This is a genomic window from Arthrobacter sp. SAFR-044 (assembly GCF_051965175.1).
Classification (GTDB): Bacteria; Actinomycetota; Actinomycetes; order Actinomycetales; family Micrococcaceae; genus Arthrobacter.
This window is the reverse complement of the sequence record NZ_JBQCMK010000010.1, coordinates 94,406-109,524: the sequence shown is the minus strand read 5'-3', so window position 1 is coordinate 109,524 and position 15,119 is coordinate 94,406. Positions and strand designations below refer to the sequence as shown.

Below are 15,119 nucleotides of genomic sequence, written 5' to 3'. Positions count from 1 at the left end.
AAAGTAGTAAAATGGCGCGCATGGAAACGATTACGATCGTTGGCGGCGGCATCGCCGGCCTGGCCCTCGCGGCTGCTTTGGACACCAGCCGCTTCCACGTGACGGTGTACGAGAAACGGCCGGAACTGCCCGCCGTCGGCAACGCCCTTGGGATGTGGCCCAACGCCCAACGCGCCCTGGCCCGGCTGGGGATACTGGACCAGGCGCGGGCCGTGAGCCCGGTGCTGGGGAGCGGATCGGTCCGGAACGCCCAGGGTGAGCCGTGGGTGACCGTCGACGCCGGGGAGATGTTCGGCATTTCCCGGATCGACCTGCTCCGGCTGCTGGATGGCGCCGTGCCCGCCGCCGTCCGCCGTGTCACCGACACCGTGCAGGCAGTCCCCGCGGACGGCAGCCTGGTAGTGGGCGCCGACGGCGTCCATAGCATGGTTCGCCGTGCGGGACGGGGCCCCGGCGCGGATGCCCGCCTGACGCCCTACCTTGCCCTCCGGGGAACCCTCCCGACGCCGGTCGCTCCGGACGAGGTGGGCGAGTACTGGGGCCGCGGTGATCTCTTCGGCATGGCCGCCGCCCGGGGCGGGTCTTTCTGGTACGCGAGTTTCCGGTCCGGACTGGGCCCCTACGGAATCGACGTTCCGTCAGCGCTGGAACAGGCCCGGGAGCGCTTTGCGGGCCACGCACCTGCCATCCGGCGAACCCTCGCAGCTGCCACGCCGGAGGAATGCCTGGTCCAGCGGCTGTGGACGGTGCCCCATCTGCGCTCGTATGTCCGCGGCCGGACGGTGCTCATTGGTGATGCCGCGCATGCCATGATGCCAACCCTTGGCCGCGGTGCCTGTGAATCGTTGGTGGATGCGGTGACACTGGCCGACCTCTTCAACAACACGCCTGAAGGCCGCGGCCAGGACCAGGCGCTGCGCGCCTATGACCGGCAACGGAGACTTCGCACCCAGGCCGTGAGTCTGGCGTCCTCAGCGCTGGGGCGTGCCGCCCTCGCTGACCGTGCCCAGCCGCTGCGTGACCGCATGCTCAACCTGGCCCGACGGCGGAACTCACGGGCCGCCGTCGGCAGCGGTTCGGGGCGATAGTCAGCGGACGGCAGCTGCCGGGCGCGTGGCGTCGTCCTCACCCGGGGCCTGGGCACCGGGAAGTCCCGGCGCGGGGGCCTGCGGACCGCGCGGAGCGGCGGGCAGCCGCTTCCGGTTCCTCCGCCGCCCGGACCTGCCGTAGACCAGATACATCGTCACCCCGGTGATGACCATGAGGAGCACCGTGTAAACGAAGGTGTTCGCTATGCCCTCAGTGCCTTCCGCCCCGTCGGTGTTGGCCTTGATCACCAGGCCCAGCGGCTGCACCAGCGGATGGGCCAGGAAGATGGCAGTGTCATAGTCGTCCAGCAGGCTGTTGAAGTTCAGGGCCGTGATGGCTGCAGCCGCCGGGAGGACCAGCGGCAGGAGGATCCGGCGGAAGACGTACAGCGTCTTGGCGCCCATGATGGCGGCGGCCTCCTCCAGGGAAGAGTTCACGGCGGCAAAGGACGCCTTGAGCATCCGGAGCGTGAACGGGATCTTCACCGTGACGAAGGCGATGAGCAGGATCACCGTTGTTCCCGTCAGGACAGCGCCGCCCACCAGGGGATTGGGGTGGTCGTAGCTGACGATCAGGCCCAGGGCCAGCAGCGCGGAGGGCAGGATCCACGGGATGTGCAGCAGGTACTCGAAGGCTGAGGCCACCCAGTTTTTGTACTTCTGCAGGAGCCGGGCCACGAAGAGCAGGCCGCCGACGGCGATTACCGCCGCCAGGGCGCTGTACACCACGCTGACGATGAACGGCCGGAGCCCGGACTGCTGGGTGAGGACGCGGACATAGTTGTCCAGCGTCAGGTTGGAAAACGAAAGCTGTCCGGTCTGGATGGCCGCGCCGTCGGCAAATGAATAAAGCACGATCAGCACCACGGGAAGCGTGTAGATGGCAAAGAGGAGATAGGCCGCGGCGTGCACGGCCACGTTGGCGGCGGGGTTGGCAATGTCCTGTTTCTGCAGCTCGGAAGACACCTTTGACACCGAAAAGTACGTGCCGCCCTTCTCCAGCCGCGACATGACGGCGAGCATCAGCATGGTGGCCACGCCAAGGATCACGGCCAGCAGTGCCGCCAGGTCACGCGAGGTGGGGCTGTTGGTGAACGTCAGGATCATCGGCGTGATGGTCTGGAAGTCGCGGCCGCCCAGCACCTGCGGGGCGCTGAGGGCGCCCAGGCCGGTGAGGAAGGACAGGATGGTGACGGCGAACAGGGTGGGCTTGAGCATCGGCAGGACGATGCGGCGCAGGATGGTCCACGTGGAGGCGCCAAGGTTCCGCGCGGCCTCGATGGTCTGGTAGTCGATGCCTTTGAGGGCGTTGGCAACGAACAGCATGTGGTTGGTGGTGGTGGCAAAGGTCATGACCACCAGCACGGCAAAGAATCCGGAAAACCAGCCGGGGTCCATGCCGGGGACAACCCGGACCAGCAGCGACGTGACAATGCCCTTGTCCCCGTAGATGAATTTGTACCCCGCCGCCAGCACAATGCCGCCATAGATGAAGGTGGAGGCATAGCCCAGGAACAGGATCCTTGAACCCCGGATCCTGAAGTAATGCGTCACCAGGACGATGAAGACGCCCACCAGGTTGACCGTGACGGACAGCGCCACGGCCAGCAGGAAGCTGTTGCCCAGTGCCTTCATTGCCCGCTGGGAGGAGAACAACTTCTCTGCGGCGCGGCCCGAAAAGCTGCCGTCCGGGAAGAAAGTGGCGATCAGGATGTTCACGTTGGGCCATACCAGGAACGCGGCTATGAACCAGGTGAGGATGACCCCCACCACCAGGACGAACGGGGAGCGGGCCATGCTGCGCACCGCGTTGTTGCCGCTCATGGCAGGGCAACCGCCTGGTCCTGTGCACGTGCGGCACCGGATCCCGGATGGTACTGGAGGATGTGCCCGGGTTGGACGTAAACCGTTGTAGCCGTGCCGGCCCCAGGGTGCGCGGCTCCGTCTTCCCTGACCAGGAGGCGGATGTCCGCGCCATGGCTGCGGACCACATACCGGCTGTGCAGGCCGTGGTAGGTCCGGGACACCACGGTGGCGGGAAGCCCGACGGCGGTCCCTCCGTCCGCGGGCCGGTCCAGGGAGGCCTTTTCCACGCGCAGGTAGGACCTGGCATCCGTGCTGAGGCCGGCGCCTGAGAGCCGGTTGACCTCCGCCACGAAATCCGGTGTCAGGGCCGAGCTGTCACCAATGAAGTTGCAGACGAACTCCGTAGCGGCATGGTCGTAGATGTCCTGGGGCGTCCCGACCTGTTCCACCACGCCTTTGTTGAAGACCGCCACCCGGTCGCTCATGGCGAGGGCCTCGTCCTGGTCGTGCGTAACGTACACGGTGGTGATGCCGAACTCGCTCTGCAGGTCCTTGAGCTGCTGGCGCAGCTGGTGGCGGAGCTTGGCATCGAGGTTGGACAACGGCTCGTCCAGCAGCAGGATCTTGGGCCGCAGCACCAGGGCCCGGGCAACAGCCACGCGCTGCTGCTGGCCGCCGGACAGCTCGGCCACGTTCTTTGCCAGCTGCTCGTCGCTGAGCTCCACGCGGCGTGCAATGTCCCGCACCAGCCGGTCGCTGTCTGCCGGTTTTTCCTTCCGGACCCGCAGCCCGAAGGCAATGTTCTCCCACACGCTCATGCTCGGGAACAGGGCATAGTTCTGGAACACCATGCCCACCTGCCGCTTGTCGCTTGGAAGGCGGGTTACGTCCTTCCCGTCCACCCTGACCGTACCCCTGGCCGGCTGGATGAAGCCGGCCAGGGTGCGCAGCGCCGTCGTCTTTCCACAGCCGGAGGGTCCCAGGAGGGTGAAGAATTCGCCTGGCTGGACATGCAGGTCCAGGTGCGGAATGGCGGTGAAATCGCCAAAGGTAACTTCGATGTTTTCCAAGCGGATCATGGCAACCCTGTCTGATGGAACGCGGAAACGGCGGCTGGCAGGACGGGTTACGTCATGTATTCGAGTTCGATCTTCTCCACCCAGGCGCCCATGTTCTTCTGGACGAATTCCCAGTCGATGTCCTGCTGCTTGAGGCCGGCAAAGAAGTCCACCACCTCGGGATTGGCCTTTGCCTGGGCGCCCTTGTTGACCGGCATGGAGTTGAACTTTTGGGCGAATTCGCCCTGGACCTCGGAGCTGCCAAACCAGTCAATGAACTTTTGGGCCTGTTCTTTCTTCTTGGTTCCCTTCACCAGGGCTATCTGCTCCACTGCGAGCGGGACGCCCACGGAAGGGATGACCGTGTCCACGTTCACTTTGAAGGACTTTTCGCGGTCGGCGATGATCGAGGAGGGCATTTGGCCCATGTCCACTTCGCCGGAAGCGATGCGGGCGAACAGGTCGGTCTTGGCAACGGCGGGGCTGCCGTTCTTGAAGTACTGCTCAACCTGCTTCCATCCGTCGTCGGAAATCCCCAAATCGCCGGAGTCGTCGCGATACCGGGAGAGGATGCCCGCGAAGACCAGTTGGGCCGTGGCGGTGCCCAGACCGGTGACCCGCTCGTAGCGGCTCTTGAATTCGTCCTTGGTCCACAGGTCCGGCCAGTCCTTTGGTGCGGCGTCCTTGGAGATCTTGTCCGAGTTGTAGCCCAGGAGGATGGCCTGCTTCACCAGGGGCCAGTACGTTTCGCCATCGCCCAGGCCCTTGTCCACCTCACCGGCCCATGCAGGCTGGTAGGCCTCCAGCGCGCCCTCGTTCTTGACCTGTGAGAAGTACATGTTGTTCAGGCCGAACGCGACGTCGGCGATGGGGTTGTTCTTTTCGGCAATGAGTTTGTTGGTGGCATCGGCGCCGCCGGCCCCCACGATCTCGATCTTGAACCCGGCTTCGGCCGCCTTGGCAGCCAGCCAGTCGCCCCGGCCTTCGCCGTTGGAGTTGGTATAGATCACCAGCGTGTCCCCGGACCCACCCGCCGGGGCTCCGGAGGCTTCACCGCTCGCGGCGGGCGGGGTGGAGCCCCCGCCACAGCCGGTGAGAAGGGTGGCGGCGACAGCGGCGGCAACCAAAGTCTTCAATTTACGCACGATCAGGACTCATTTCTGGACTGGAATCGGAGCATGTCCGCACAGCCTATAGCCGGGCATGACGAAAACCGGGCTGTTATAGCTATCGATTCGATAAACAGCCCGGCTGCTCACTCTGGACCAGTCGGGGAAACGGCTGGGGGCCGCCGCGTAAACCCGGGGGAAACGTTAGCCCTTGACCGCGTCAGTCCTTGATGGCGGTCCCGCTGAGGTGGTGGGTGGGGATCCGGTCCCGGTCATAGGTGATCTCCGTGTAGCCGTGCGGCTCGGGTTTGCCCTCCTGGTTCAGGTTCACGAAAACGATCTCCTCGATGGTGAGGATGCTCTGCCTGGTGATCATGTTGCGGACCTCGGCCCGCATGGTCAGCGACGTCCGGCCGAACCGGGTGGCCGTCAGGCCCATTTCGATCAGGTCGCCCTGGACCGCGGAGCTGACGAAGTTGATCTCCGAAATGTACTTGGTGACTGCGCGCCCGTTTCCCAGCTGGAGGATGGCGTAGATGGCGGCTTCTTCGTCAATCCACTTCAGCAGGCTGCCGCCAAAGAGGGTCCCGTTGGCGTTGAGGTCCTCAGGCCGGACCCACTTGCGGGTCCGGAAGGTGATGTCTGCTGTTTCCATAGGCCGAGATTAGCCGAAGCTGGTGCGGGCAACCCCAGTGTGACGGAGTTGCGGCTAGGCCATGGCGGTCTGCGCGGCGCTGTAGGCGTTGATGCGCTTGGCGTAGCAGTGCGAGTGCTCCACGCCGATGTAGGGCCCGAAGTTGGGGATCTGCTCGAACCCTGAGTTTTCATAGAAGTTCCGGCCGTCAGGCTGGGCGGATCCGGCCTCGGCCTTGATGCGGGTGATGCCCTGGCTGAATGCCTCCGCTTCCAGGGCCGCGAGGATGGAGCTGGCAACGCCGGAGCCCCGGGTGTACGGCAGCACGTAGAGCCGTTTTATTTCCGCCGTTGCTCCATCCAGGAGCCGCAGCCCCCCGCAGCCCACGGGCTGCCCCGACCCCTTGTCGTATGCCACGAGGAACACGGCACAGTCAGCGCCCGACGGCGGCGGGCCGGGTTCGTGGTCTGGCCGGCCAAAGCGGGCGTCGAGTTCGGCCTGCTGCGCACGGCGAAGGTCGGCACCCACGGGGTTGGACCAGGAAACTTGCCGGATGTTGAGCCTGGGGTTGGTCTGCATATCTGCCTCGATTCGCCGGAGGGGTATGCCTGATAAGGCTAGGCGCGGAGAGTTACGGAGGTGTTTCCCGGCGGTTAGCACCTGGATAACGCAGCGAAGCCAGCTAGGGAGGATGTTACTTGGCGGTCTAGTTACCAGTTGGTCTAAAATGATGGGATGGTTTCTACAGGCAACGAGGGATCCGGCTACTGGTACGGACCCGACGGGCAACTGGACTACGGCGCAGCAGTACTGAAGGCCCTCCGGGACTACCGCGCGGCCGAGACCGAAATCCGCCGCAGCACCAGGGACTCCATGGGTATGGGCGAAACGGACATCCTAGCCCTGCGTTACCTGCTGCGGGTCCAGGCGTCCGGCAAGCAGGTTGTCCCCAAGGATCTGAGCAGGTTCCTCAATATTACTAGCGCTTCCACCACTTCGCTGATCGATCGTCTTGTGGCCAGCGGCCATGTGCGCCGTGAAGCGCACCCTTCCGATCGCCGCTCGGTGGTGGTAGTCCCCACGGCTGAGTCGGACAAGGAGGTCCGGGAGACGCTCGGCGCCATGCACAAGCGGATGATGGCGGTGGCGGAAGGCCTCACGGCGGAGGAGGCGCGCGTGGTGGTCGACTTCCTCCAGCGCATGACGGAGTCGCTTCAGGCGCGTGAAGGCGAAGAAAGAAAAGTTCACTAGCCGGACTAGCTAGATCGCCTAGTTATATGTAAGCTTACGATTGTTCCTGAAGCTGCTTCCCAACGGAGTCGTGAGTGTTTTGGTTTCTGTCACCGAAGTTCCACCGCGTGGGTCCGGCATGGGTGTGACCACCCCGGATGAGCACATGGACCTGGGATCCACCCTGGACGGCACTCCAGCGCCGCAGGGAAAGGCCGTTGTCCACCGCGGTTCTCCAATGCACGTGGTCACCTCGGCTCCCGGCGTCGCCTGCCCGTCCGCAGCTTTTCCCGCATGAGGGGCGCCGGGACGGCAGTGCCGGCGCTGACGCATTCGTCGCTGAATAGCGGGCAGCCCCTGGCCGGCCGCTGGCAGATAGGGGAGCGCCTGGGCAGGGGGTCCGGTGCCGAAGTCTTTCGTGCGGTAGACCTGGAAGGCGGTCCGGCCGTTGCGGTCAAGATTGCGGCGTCCGGCGGCCGGAAGCAGCATCAGCGGATCAGGAACGAAGCTGCTGTCCTGGCCGGCCTGAACCATCCATCCATCGTCAGGCTTGTGGCCCAAGGCGTCCCGGGCGGCAGCGGGGCCCATTCGGAGCGGCCGTATCTCGTCGAGGAACTGGCCCTGGGGACAAGCCTGGCCGAAACCATCCGGGCGGAGAGTCCCAGCTCCGGTGATGTGGCAATTTGGGCCCGCGGTCTTTTTGGTGCGCTCGCGCACCTCCACTCCAGAGGGCTTGTGCACCGTGACATCAAGCCCGCAAACCTGATGCTGAGCGGCCTGCGGAGAAGTCCCGTCCGGATTGTCGATTTTGGAATTGCCGCCGCAACCGGTTCGCCACCAGAGCCGGGGATTTCGTCCGGCACAGTGCATTACATGAGTCCTGAGCAGGCATCCGGCGGGGCAGTGGCGCCGTCATGGGATGTCTACGCCATGGGGCTGGTCCTGCTGGAGCTCCTCACGGGCTCAAAGGCATTTCCGGGCACCGCGATCGAATCCCTTGTGGCCCGGACCCTGCGACTGCCGGAGGTCCCGGACCACCTCGGTGACTGGGCCCCCCTGCTGCGTTCGCTGACAGCCATGGATCCGTGGGAACGCCCGACGGCGGCAGACGCCGCAGGGATGGCGGCGCGGCTGATGCCCGGGGTACCGTCCGGCGGCCAAAGCATGCAAGGGGACCGCGGCAGCCGGCGAGGACCGGCGGGTGCCGCGGTCTGTCCCAGGATGCGGGCATTTTCTCCCGGGCGCCCCCGGCAGCAGGCCTAGCACCACGATCAGGGGGCGGCTACGTCCCGGCCTGTCGGATCCTCGGCAGTGGGGTCCGCCAGGGCGAGGCCCCCCACGGGGCTTCCGTCCCAGTGGATCAGGTTCCAGCCGCCAGCCAGGCTGCCCTCGAGCGCCACGATTCCGGTGTTGGCCAGGACATGGCGGGCAGCGAACTCGTGGTCCGCGCCCTCGGCCCGGAGCCCGGCCCAGGTACGGATTGCGGCACCGTGGCTGACCACAGCAACGGTCCCATGCTCCTGCTGTTCCGCCCGCCCAACTACGCGGGCGATCGCAGCATCGAACCGGTCGAAGAAGGCGTGGCCGTCCGGTCCTGCCGGCATGCGGCGGTCCAGGTCACCGGCAGCCCAGGAGATCACGGTGCCCATGTAGCGCTTGTGGGATTCGTGGTCTGTGAGCTTTTCCAGTGATCCTGCCTCGATTTCGTGCAGTCCCTCCAGCACCTCGATTTCGAGGCTGTGCAGCCGTGCCAGCGGAGCAGCCGTTATTTGCGTCCTGATCAACGTCGAGGCGTAGAGCGCACCGATGCGCTCGTTGGCAAGCGCACGTGCCATGGCCTCTGCCTGGCGTTCGCCGAGTTCGGTCAGTCCGGGGCCGGGGTGGTCGGTGTCCAGCTGGCCCAGCACATTGCCGGGGGTTTCGCCGTGGCGGATCAGGAGCAACTTCATATTCACAGTTTCCCACTCCTGGATGGGTGCAGGCGCACGGCGGCATCGTCCGTCACGCTGCCGGTGCCACGAAGAAGGCGCCGGGCCCCTGGGAGCCCGGCGCCGCCGTCGTACTTCCCAGCCGGCTGCGGGGCCTACTTCAGGTGGTCCACCAGCTGGTCCGCGATGCCGGTGTACTTTCCGGGAGTGAGGGCAAGCAGTCGTGCCTCAGCCTCGGGCGAAAGGCCGAGGCTTTGGACGAACTCCTGCATGCGGGCGGCGTCCACGCGGTGGCCGCGGGTGAGGTCCTTGAGGCGTTCGTAGGGGTTTTCCATGCCCTCGACGCCGGCAATCGCCTCGGCGCGCATGACCATCTGGATGGCCTCGCCCAGGACCTCCCAATTGGTGTCCAGGTCCGCTGCCAGGACGTCCTCGGCAACGTCCAGGCGCTCCAGGCCCTTGGCAACGTTGGAGATGGCCAGCAGGGAGTGGCCGAATGCCACGCCGATGTTGCGCTGGCTGGAGGAATCGGTGAGGTCCCGCTGCCAGCGGGAGGTGACCAGGGTGGATCCCAGGACGTCCAGCAGGCCGGAGGAGATCTCCAGGTTGGCCTCGGCGTTTTCGAAGCGGATGGGGTTGACCTTGTGCGGCATGGTGGAAGAACCCGTTGCGCCTGCCACGGGAATCTGCGCGAAGTAGCCGATGGAGATGTAGCTCCAGATGTCGGTGCAGACATTGTGCAGGATGCGGTTGAAGCGGGCCACGTCAGCGTAAAGCTCTGCCTGCCAGTCGTGGCTTTCGATCTGCGTGGTCAGGGGGTTCCAGGCGAGGCCCAGGCCCTCCACAAACGACTTGGAGACCTGCTGCCAGTCGGCTCCTGGGACGGAAGCCACATGGGCCGCGTAGGTACCGGTGGCACCGTTGATCTTGCCCAGGTATTCGGTCTTCGCGATCCGGTCCAGCTGGCGCGTCAGGCGGTGCGCAATGACGGCGAGTTCCTTGCCAAGGGTGGTGGGCGTGGCCGGCTGGCCGTGGGTGCGGGACAGCATGGGGACCGCCCGGTTTTCCTCAGCCATCGTGCTGATCTGAGCCACCAGGGCGCGGGCTGCCGGAAGCCACACGTCCTCCACCGCGCCCTTGACGCCCAATGCGTAGGAGAGGTTGTTGATGTCCTCGGAGGTGCAGCCGAAGTGGACCATGGCGGTCAGGTTCTCGATGCCGATTGCCGGGAGGCGGCGGCCGATGTAGTACTCCACGGCCTTCACGTCGTGCACGGTGACGGCTTCGATGTCAGCCAGTTCCGCTACGGACGCGGCGTTGAATTCGGTGACGATGGCACGGAGCTGGGCCTGCTGTTCTGTGCTCAGGGGTCCGGCGCCGGGGAGGACGTTGTTGCTGGTCAGGTGGATGAGCCACTCGACTTCGACGGCCACGCGGTCCCGGTTCAGGGCGGCCTCGGACAGGTAGTCCACCAGTGGCGCGACGGCGGACTGGTAACGGCCGTCCAGGGGGCCAAGCGCGATTTTTTCCGATGACGCGGCGAGGGCCAGGCGTCCTGAGGGCGTACGGGTATCAGCTGTGGCGGCAGTTTCAGGCATGTGCTGATTCTTTCATGAAGTCCGGCGCCCCCTTAAGCGGGCCATGCACGTTACTTGTCCACATAGCCGACGGCGGCCCTTACCCGGGCAGGGACGCGTGCCTAGCGTTGGGAACGGCAAGGTTGGGGCGCACTGTCCGGCCGGGGAGGCCGGGACGGAAGCTGGGCAGGGGGACGGTCTGATGGACGGGATATGGGGTGGCGGGCTGGACGTCAGCCTCGGAGTCCAGGAGGTGGGCAGGAAGGTGTCCCAGTCTTCGGACCGCACTGAAGAGGTGCTGGCGGGATTTCACGAGATCCAGATGGCGGACTGGCAGTCGCCGGCCGGACAGGCATACCGCGATTCCGTGAGCCTGCAGGCGGTGGCGGTACGGCGGGCCCTGGACCGGATCCGGGAGGCTTCTGCCGCAGTGGCCGTCCATGCCCGCGCTGCACTGGCGGCCGACTGTCCAGCTGAGGGACAGTTCTGATGGCGGAGGCAACCCCTTCCGGATCAGGCGGTCCGCTGCACATCTCGGCGCCACCCCCCGATGGCATCCTGAGAATTTCCGGCGGCGTGGGTGGCATCACGGTCCAGCTGGAGGAACTGGAGGCGGGAGCTGCGAAGCTGGATGGGCTCGCCGGGCGGCTCGGCGGCGTTGAGTCGGAACTGCTCAGCGCCTGGCAGGAGCTTGGTCCCTTCCAGAACCAACCCCGCTCCACAGGCTCCGCCGCGCTCGTGGCGGTTGGGGAGGCGCGGGACGCGGTCCGGAAAGTCCGCCTGGAACTGCAGCGGATCAGTGGACAGGTGCGCAGCTGCAGGTGGGATTACGAAATGGCCGAATCCTCTGCCCACATGCAGTGGATGGTGGGTCTGTCGGAACCGGCGGTGGAACTTCAGAAGCACGTGGACTTTTGGCGCACGGGCTTCCTGAACGGTGATGCCACTGAATCAGTGCTGGCGAACGCCGTCACGGCCCTTCCCGTGATCAAACCGGCGGTTGGCTGGCTCGTCCCATCGCTGCGCCCAGGCCCTGTAACGGCCAGGCAGGAAGAGAGCGTGCAGATCGACCTCGACGCCACTCCCGCGGGGCTGCTTGAGCGGGTGAGGCTGATCGAGGAGCGCGGCAGCGGCTACATCGAAATTATCGAGGTGGATACCGGCGGCGGAAAGGCCTACGTCGTGGTGGTTCCCGGGACACAAATGAACGACGCCGACCACGGCACCAATCCTTTCGATCTTTCCGGCATCGTCGACGGGATGGGCAACAACTCCGGGCAGGTAAATGCAGCTGTCCTCCAGGCGCTTCGGGCCGCCGGTGCGGAACCGGGAGCAGATGTGGTGGCGGTGGGATACAGCCAGGGCGGCATCCATGCCATGAACCTGGCGGCGGATGAGGACGTCCTCAGGGAGTACCGCATGAAATATGTCCTGACTGCCGGATCTCCCGTTGCCCGCATAACGCCTGCGCCGGAGGTGAGCACGCTTCACCTGGAACACCGCACGGACTGGGTGCCGGGCACTGATGGCCTGCCGAACCGGGACGCGAGGAACCAGGTCACCGTGACCGTGACCAATGACCTTTACGTGCGTGGCGGAGAAGACGCCGGCCTGGGCCCAGGGCACCGCCTGACCGGTTACGAGGAGGCGGCAGAGCTTGTGGGCGCCAGCAAGGATCCGTCGCTGGTCCAGTCCACCGCTGTACTGGGCGGAGTCCTGGGCGCCGGCGGGGCCGCCACTGCCACCCGTTTTTCCTTGTCGAAACCTCCGCAGCCCGCTCCGCCCATGGACCGCAGGGATCCCTTTTCCGGGCGGCCGCAGCCGGGTGCCAGGTAGGTGCTGATTGTCCCTGGCTGTTGCCGCCCTTACGAAATCTGGGCGGCGTGCAATTCTGCGTACCGGGTGGAGCGCGTCTGTTCAGGTTGCGGGACCGGTGGAGACGGTTGCGGGGCAGGCTGCGGACGGGGCGCTGGAGCGGGCACAGGAGTGGCTGCCGGGCACCGGTAGTTGTAGTCCAGGTTGTTCTCGGTGAACTGGGTTGTGGTGACGGTCCCGCCGGGGGTCAGGGGGGCGGACCCGCAGTACTCCCTGGCGGACCATGCCGAGTCGGGGCCAGCCAACCAGTTCCGGAGCGCGTACAGGTTGCTGCCAGGGCTTACCTCGCCCACAATTTCGCCGAACTGGTAGGAAGTGGAATAGATTCCCACTTCCGCGCCCGTCCCCTGCAGGTAGGCGGTCATGCCTTCCAGTTCGGCCGCATTGACTGCCTTGTCCCACAACCAACTGTTTCCGGTTTCGACGTCCAGCCACCACAGTCTGCGTACCCAGCTGCCGTCGGATTCCTTCAGGGTGGTGACGTCCGCGACAGCCATGGCGTAGCCGTGGACGTATGCGCAGGCCGGAGAGGCGGCGCCGTCGCATAATCCATACGGGTTGCTGACCTCAGCGCCCCGGTAGGTGTTGTCTGCCGGCCACCACAATGAGTCCACACGTCCTGTCGCGGCGGTGTTTACATACACTGCCGCCGGCGTGCCTCCGGCCGACTCTGCGCTCTGGTCCGCCCACGCCAGCTGCGCCCCCAGGCACGGGTTGACCGTCTCCGGGCGTCCGCCGTTCACCCCCACTATTGCAAATGCGGGGGGAGCCGGAAGCTCAGTGCCGCATTGCGGCCAGGAGATGTCATTGCCCAGCGTGGCGGCGCCCTCTGGCCCCGGCTCTGTTTCGGCGTGCGCGGGGCCTGCCTGCAACGTTAGGAGCAGGCAGGCAGCGACGAGCGATCTTATGGGCTTCATTGGGTCCCCGTCTTCCCGGAACTGGCAGCAACGGGCCTTTCGCGGCCCGGTTTGCAGCCTAGGCGGATGGTCCAGCCGGGGTCATGGGTGGCGGGTACTGAAGTTTTTGCTGCTGTTCCCCGGAATGGCACCTAATGGGTACCTGTTCTCCGCCGTCCTCCTACTTAGGTGGGCAGGTTTCCCCGGGGAGGGACTCGTCGAAAGAGGGGGCGATGCGCCCGGGAGTCAGCGCCTGCCGCCGGGCAGCAAACCCGCCACCAGCGACACCAGGGAGATGATGATCGCGGCAAGGAGTGCAGTCCAGAAGAACGAATCGATGGTGAGGTGTACCGGGGTGTAACTACTGATCCAGGCGGTCAGATAAAGCATGGCGGCATTGATGACGATGGCGAACAGGCCAAGCGTCAGGATGGTGATGGGAAGTGCGAGGAGCCGGACCAACGGCCGCACGAACGCGTTGACCACACCGAAGATGAGGCCGATGAACAAGTAGGCCAGGACAATCCCGATGGTCCCGGTGTCCTGCGAAATGCCAGTCCTGGCTACCGCATCAGATGCCGCCGTGCTGGAGATGTCCATCCCCGGCAGGAGCCAGCTGGCCACCCAAAGGGCTGCGGCATTGACGATGACCCGAAGGAAGAATGAAGCCATGGCACCATGCTTGCATACCGTCCCTTGTGGGCGGACGGCGGCGTGCCCTGATTTTTCCGCGGTTCGCTCCCCGGATTCGCGCCGGGGGCTTGGACGTAGGCTAGGAGCCATGACTTCATCTGATACCAGGGCGGGCGGTCCGGCACCGCGCCCGGTGCTGGACCGGCTGCCCCGCTATACGGCAGGTAAGCCGCCGGCCGCCGTCAGCGGTCTTGCCAGCTACAAGCTGTCCTCTAACGAAAACCCGCTGCCGCCCATCCCCGCCGTGCTGGAGGCCATCGCCGGCCAGACAGACATCAACCGGTACCCGGACCCCCTCAGCAGCAAGCTCCGCGCGGCGCTCGCGGACTTCCTGGGCGTGCCGGCGGACGACATCGTCACAGGAGCCGGAAGCCTGGGCGCCCTGAACCAGATCCTGGCCGCTTTTGCCGGCCAGAACGAGGACGGCAAAGCGGACGAGGTCATCTATGCGTGGCGGTCCTTTGAGGCGTACCCCATCAGCGTGGGCCTTGCAGGCGCCGAAAGCGTGCGCATCCCGGTCACCGCAGACGGGCGGCATGACCTCGATGCCATGGCGGCCGCCGTGAGCGCCCGCACCAAGGTCATCCTGCTCTGCACGCCCAACAACCCCACCGGGCCGGCCCTTAGTGCTGCCGAAACCGAGGCCTTTATCCGGTCCGTGCCGGCAGACGTGGTGGTGGTCATCGATGAGGCCTACCAGGAGTTCGTCAGGGCGGAGGACGCCGTGGACGGGATCGACCTCTACCGGAAATACCCGAACGTAGTGGTGCTCCGGACCTTCTCCAAAGCGCACGGCCTGGCCGGGCTCCGCATTGGCTACAGTGTTTCCCACCCCGAATTGACCCAGTACCTGCGGGTCGCCGCAACCCCTTTCGCCGTATCCCAGATAGCCGAAAGGGCAGCAATTGTTTCCCTTGAGAACTACGCCCAGGTTGTGGAAAGGGTACAAAGGCTTGTGGATGAGCGGTCGCGGGTACTGGCCGGGCTCAAGGACCTCGGTTGGGCCGTCCCCGATGCCCAAGGCAACTTCGTTTGGCTTGCCCTTGGTGCTGAAAGTGCCGCCTTCGCAGAGGTGGCGGGAACCCGCGCCCTTTCCCTCCGGGCCTTCGCAGGAGAGGGCGTCAGGGTCAGCATCGGCGAACCCGAGGCCAACACCCGGTTCCTCCAGTTGTGTGCCGACTATACAAAGGCACCCGCAACTTCCTAGCACTTATCAAGTAGCCTT

The 15,119-nt window shown here is 65.5% G+C and carries 16 protein-coding genes; 7 read left to right on the top strand and 9 right to left on the bottom strand.

Annotated elements, in window-relative coordinates; genetic code table 11:
* The first annotated feature begins 20 nt into the window (after nt 1–20).
* Nucleotides 21–1,088 (top strand): FAD-dependent monooxygenase, encoded by a 1,068-nt coding sequence (locus tag ACTHQS_RS15965; protein ID WP_440170851.1) that lies wholly within the window; start codon nt 21–23, stop codon nt 1,086–1,088.
* On the opposite strand, the gene ACTHQS_RS15960 is transcribed toward ACTHQS_RS15965, so the two are convergent.
* The 5 genes from ACTHQS_RS15960 to ACTHQS_RS15940 all read right to left on the bottom strand — a co-directional run bounded on the left by ACTHQS_RS15960 (nt 1,089) and on the right by ACTHQS_RS15940 (nt 6,274).
* Nucleotides 1,089–2,912, bottom strand: a complete 1,824-nt coding sequence (locus ACTHQS_RS15960; RefSeq protein WP_440170848.1) for an ABC transporter permease — start codon at nt 2,910–2,912, stop codon at nt 1,089–1,091.
* Entirely contained in the window at nt 2,909–3,973 is a 1,065-nt protein-coding gene (locus tag ACTHQS_RS15955) for an ABC transporter ATP-binding protein (RefSeq protein WP_440170846.1), read from the bottom strand. The genes ACTHQS_RS15960 and ACTHQS_RS15955 overlap by 4 nt, the downstream gene beginning before the upstream one ends.
* A gap of 47 nt (nt 3,974–4,020) precedes the next feature.
* Complete coding sequence (locus ACTHQS_RS15950; RefSeq protein ID WP_440170844.1) at nt 4,021–5,097, bottom strand: extracellular solute-binding protein; 1,077 nt, start codon at nt 5,095–5,097, stop codon at nt 4,021–4,023.
* A gap of 184 nt (nt 5,098–5,281) precedes the next feature.
* Nucleotides 5,282–5,716, bottom strand: a complete 435-nt coding sequence (locus tag ACTHQS_RS15945) for an acyl-CoA thioesterase (RefSeq protein WP_440170842.1) — start codon at nt 5,714–5,716, stop codon at nt 5,282–5,284.
* Between the two features lie 54 nt (nt 5,717–5,770).
* Complete coding sequence (locus tag ACTHQS_RS15940; RefSeq protein WP_440170840.1) at nt 5,771–6,274, bottom strand: GNAT family N-acetyltransferase; 504 nt, start codon at nt 6,272–6,274, stop codon at nt 5,771–5,773.
* Between the two features lie 156 nt (nt 6,275–6,430).
* Between ACTHQS_RS15940 and ACTHQS_RS15935 the strand changes: the two genes are divergently transcribed.
* The 3 genes from ACTHQS_RS15935 (at nt 6,431) to ACTHQS_RS15925 (ending at nt 8,188) form a co-directional block, all read left to right on the top strand.
* Nucleotides 6,431–6,946, top strand: coding sequence for a MarR family winged helix-turn-helix transcriptional regulator (locus ACTHQS_RS15935; RefSeq protein WP_440170838.1), 516 nt, complete (start codon nt 6,431–6,433; stop codon nt 6,944–6,946).
* Between the two features lie 70 nt (nt 6,947–7,016).
* Nucleotides 7,017–7,223: a hypothetical protein gene (locus ACTHQS_RS15930; RefSeq protein ID WP_440170836.1), complete on the top strand. Its 207-nt coding sequence runs from the start codon at nt 7,017–7,019 to the stop codon at nt 7,221–7,223.
* Nucleotides 7,220–8,188, top strand: a complete 969-nt coding sequence (locus tag ACTHQS_RS15925) for a serine/threonine-protein kinase (protein WP_440170834.1) — start codon at nt 7,220–7,222, stop codon at nt 8,186–8,188. Before ACTHQS_RS15930 ends, ACTHQS_RS15925 begins: the two co-directional genes overlap by 4 nt.
* Before the next feature lie 8 nt (nt 8,189–8,196).
* On the opposite strand, the gene ACTHQS_RS15920 is transcribed toward ACTHQS_RS15925, so the two are convergent.
* Together ACTHQS_RS15920 and purB are read right to left on the bottom strand one after the other, a co-directional pair.
* Nucleotides 8,197–8,874, bottom strand: coding sequence for a histidine phosphatase family protein (locus ACTHQS_RS15920; protein WP_440170832.1), 678 nt, complete (start codon nt 8,872–8,874; stop codon nt 8,197–8,199).
* A 134-nt stretch (nt 8,875–9,008) separates the two neighbouring features.
* On the bottom strand, nt 9,009–10,451 hold the full coding sequence (gene purB / locus ACTHQS_RS15915) for an adenylosuccinate lyase (RefSeq protein ID WP_440170830.1): 1,443 nt from the start codon (nt 10,449–10,451) through the stop codon (nt 9,009–9,011).
* A 181-nt stretch (nt 10,452–10,632) separates the two neighbouring features.
* Between purB and ACTHQS_RS15910 the strand changes: the two genes are divergently transcribed.
* Together ACTHQS_RS15910 and ACTHQS_RS15905 are read left to right on the top strand one after the other, a co-directional pair.
* Nucleotides 10,633–10,920, top strand: coding sequence for a hypothetical protein (locus ACTHQS_RS15910; RefSeq protein ID WP_440170828.1), 288 nt, complete (start codon nt 10,633–10,635; stop codon nt 10,918–10,920).
* Nucleotides 10,920–12,266, top strand: a complete 1,347-nt coding sequence (locus ACTHQS_RS15905; protein ID WP_440170825.1) for a hypothetical protein — start codon at nt 10,920–10,922, stop codon at nt 12,264–12,266. The genes ACTHQS_RS15910 and ACTHQS_RS15905 overlap by 1 nt, the downstream gene beginning before the upstream one ends.
* A gap of 29 nt (nt 12,267–12,295) precedes the next feature.
* Here the strand turns inward: ACTHQS_RS15905 and ACTHQS_RS15900 are convergent, their stop codons facing one another.
* Nucleotides 12,296–13,048 (bottom strand): hypothetical protein, encoded by a 753-nt coding sequence (locus tag ACTHQS_RS15900; RefSeq protein ID WP_440170822.1) that lies wholly within the window; start codon nt 13,046–13,048, stop codon nt 12,296–12,298.
* Between the two features lie 399 nt (nt 13,049–13,447).
* Nucleotides 13,448–13,873 (bottom strand): phage holin family protein, encoded by a 426-nt coding sequence (locus tag ACTHQS_RS15895; protein ID WP_440170821.1) that lies wholly within the window; start codon nt 13,871–13,873, stop codon nt 13,448–13,450.
* 109 nt (nt 13,874–13,982) lie between these two features.
* Between ACTHQS_RS15895 and ACTHQS_RS15890 the strand changes: the two genes are divergently transcribed.
* Entirely contained in the window at nt 13,983–15,101 is a 1,119-nt protein-coding gene (locus tag ACTHQS_RS15890) for a histidinol-phosphate transaminase (protein WP_440170819.1), read from the top strand.
* Nucleotides 15,102–15,119: the final 18 nt, after the last annotated feature.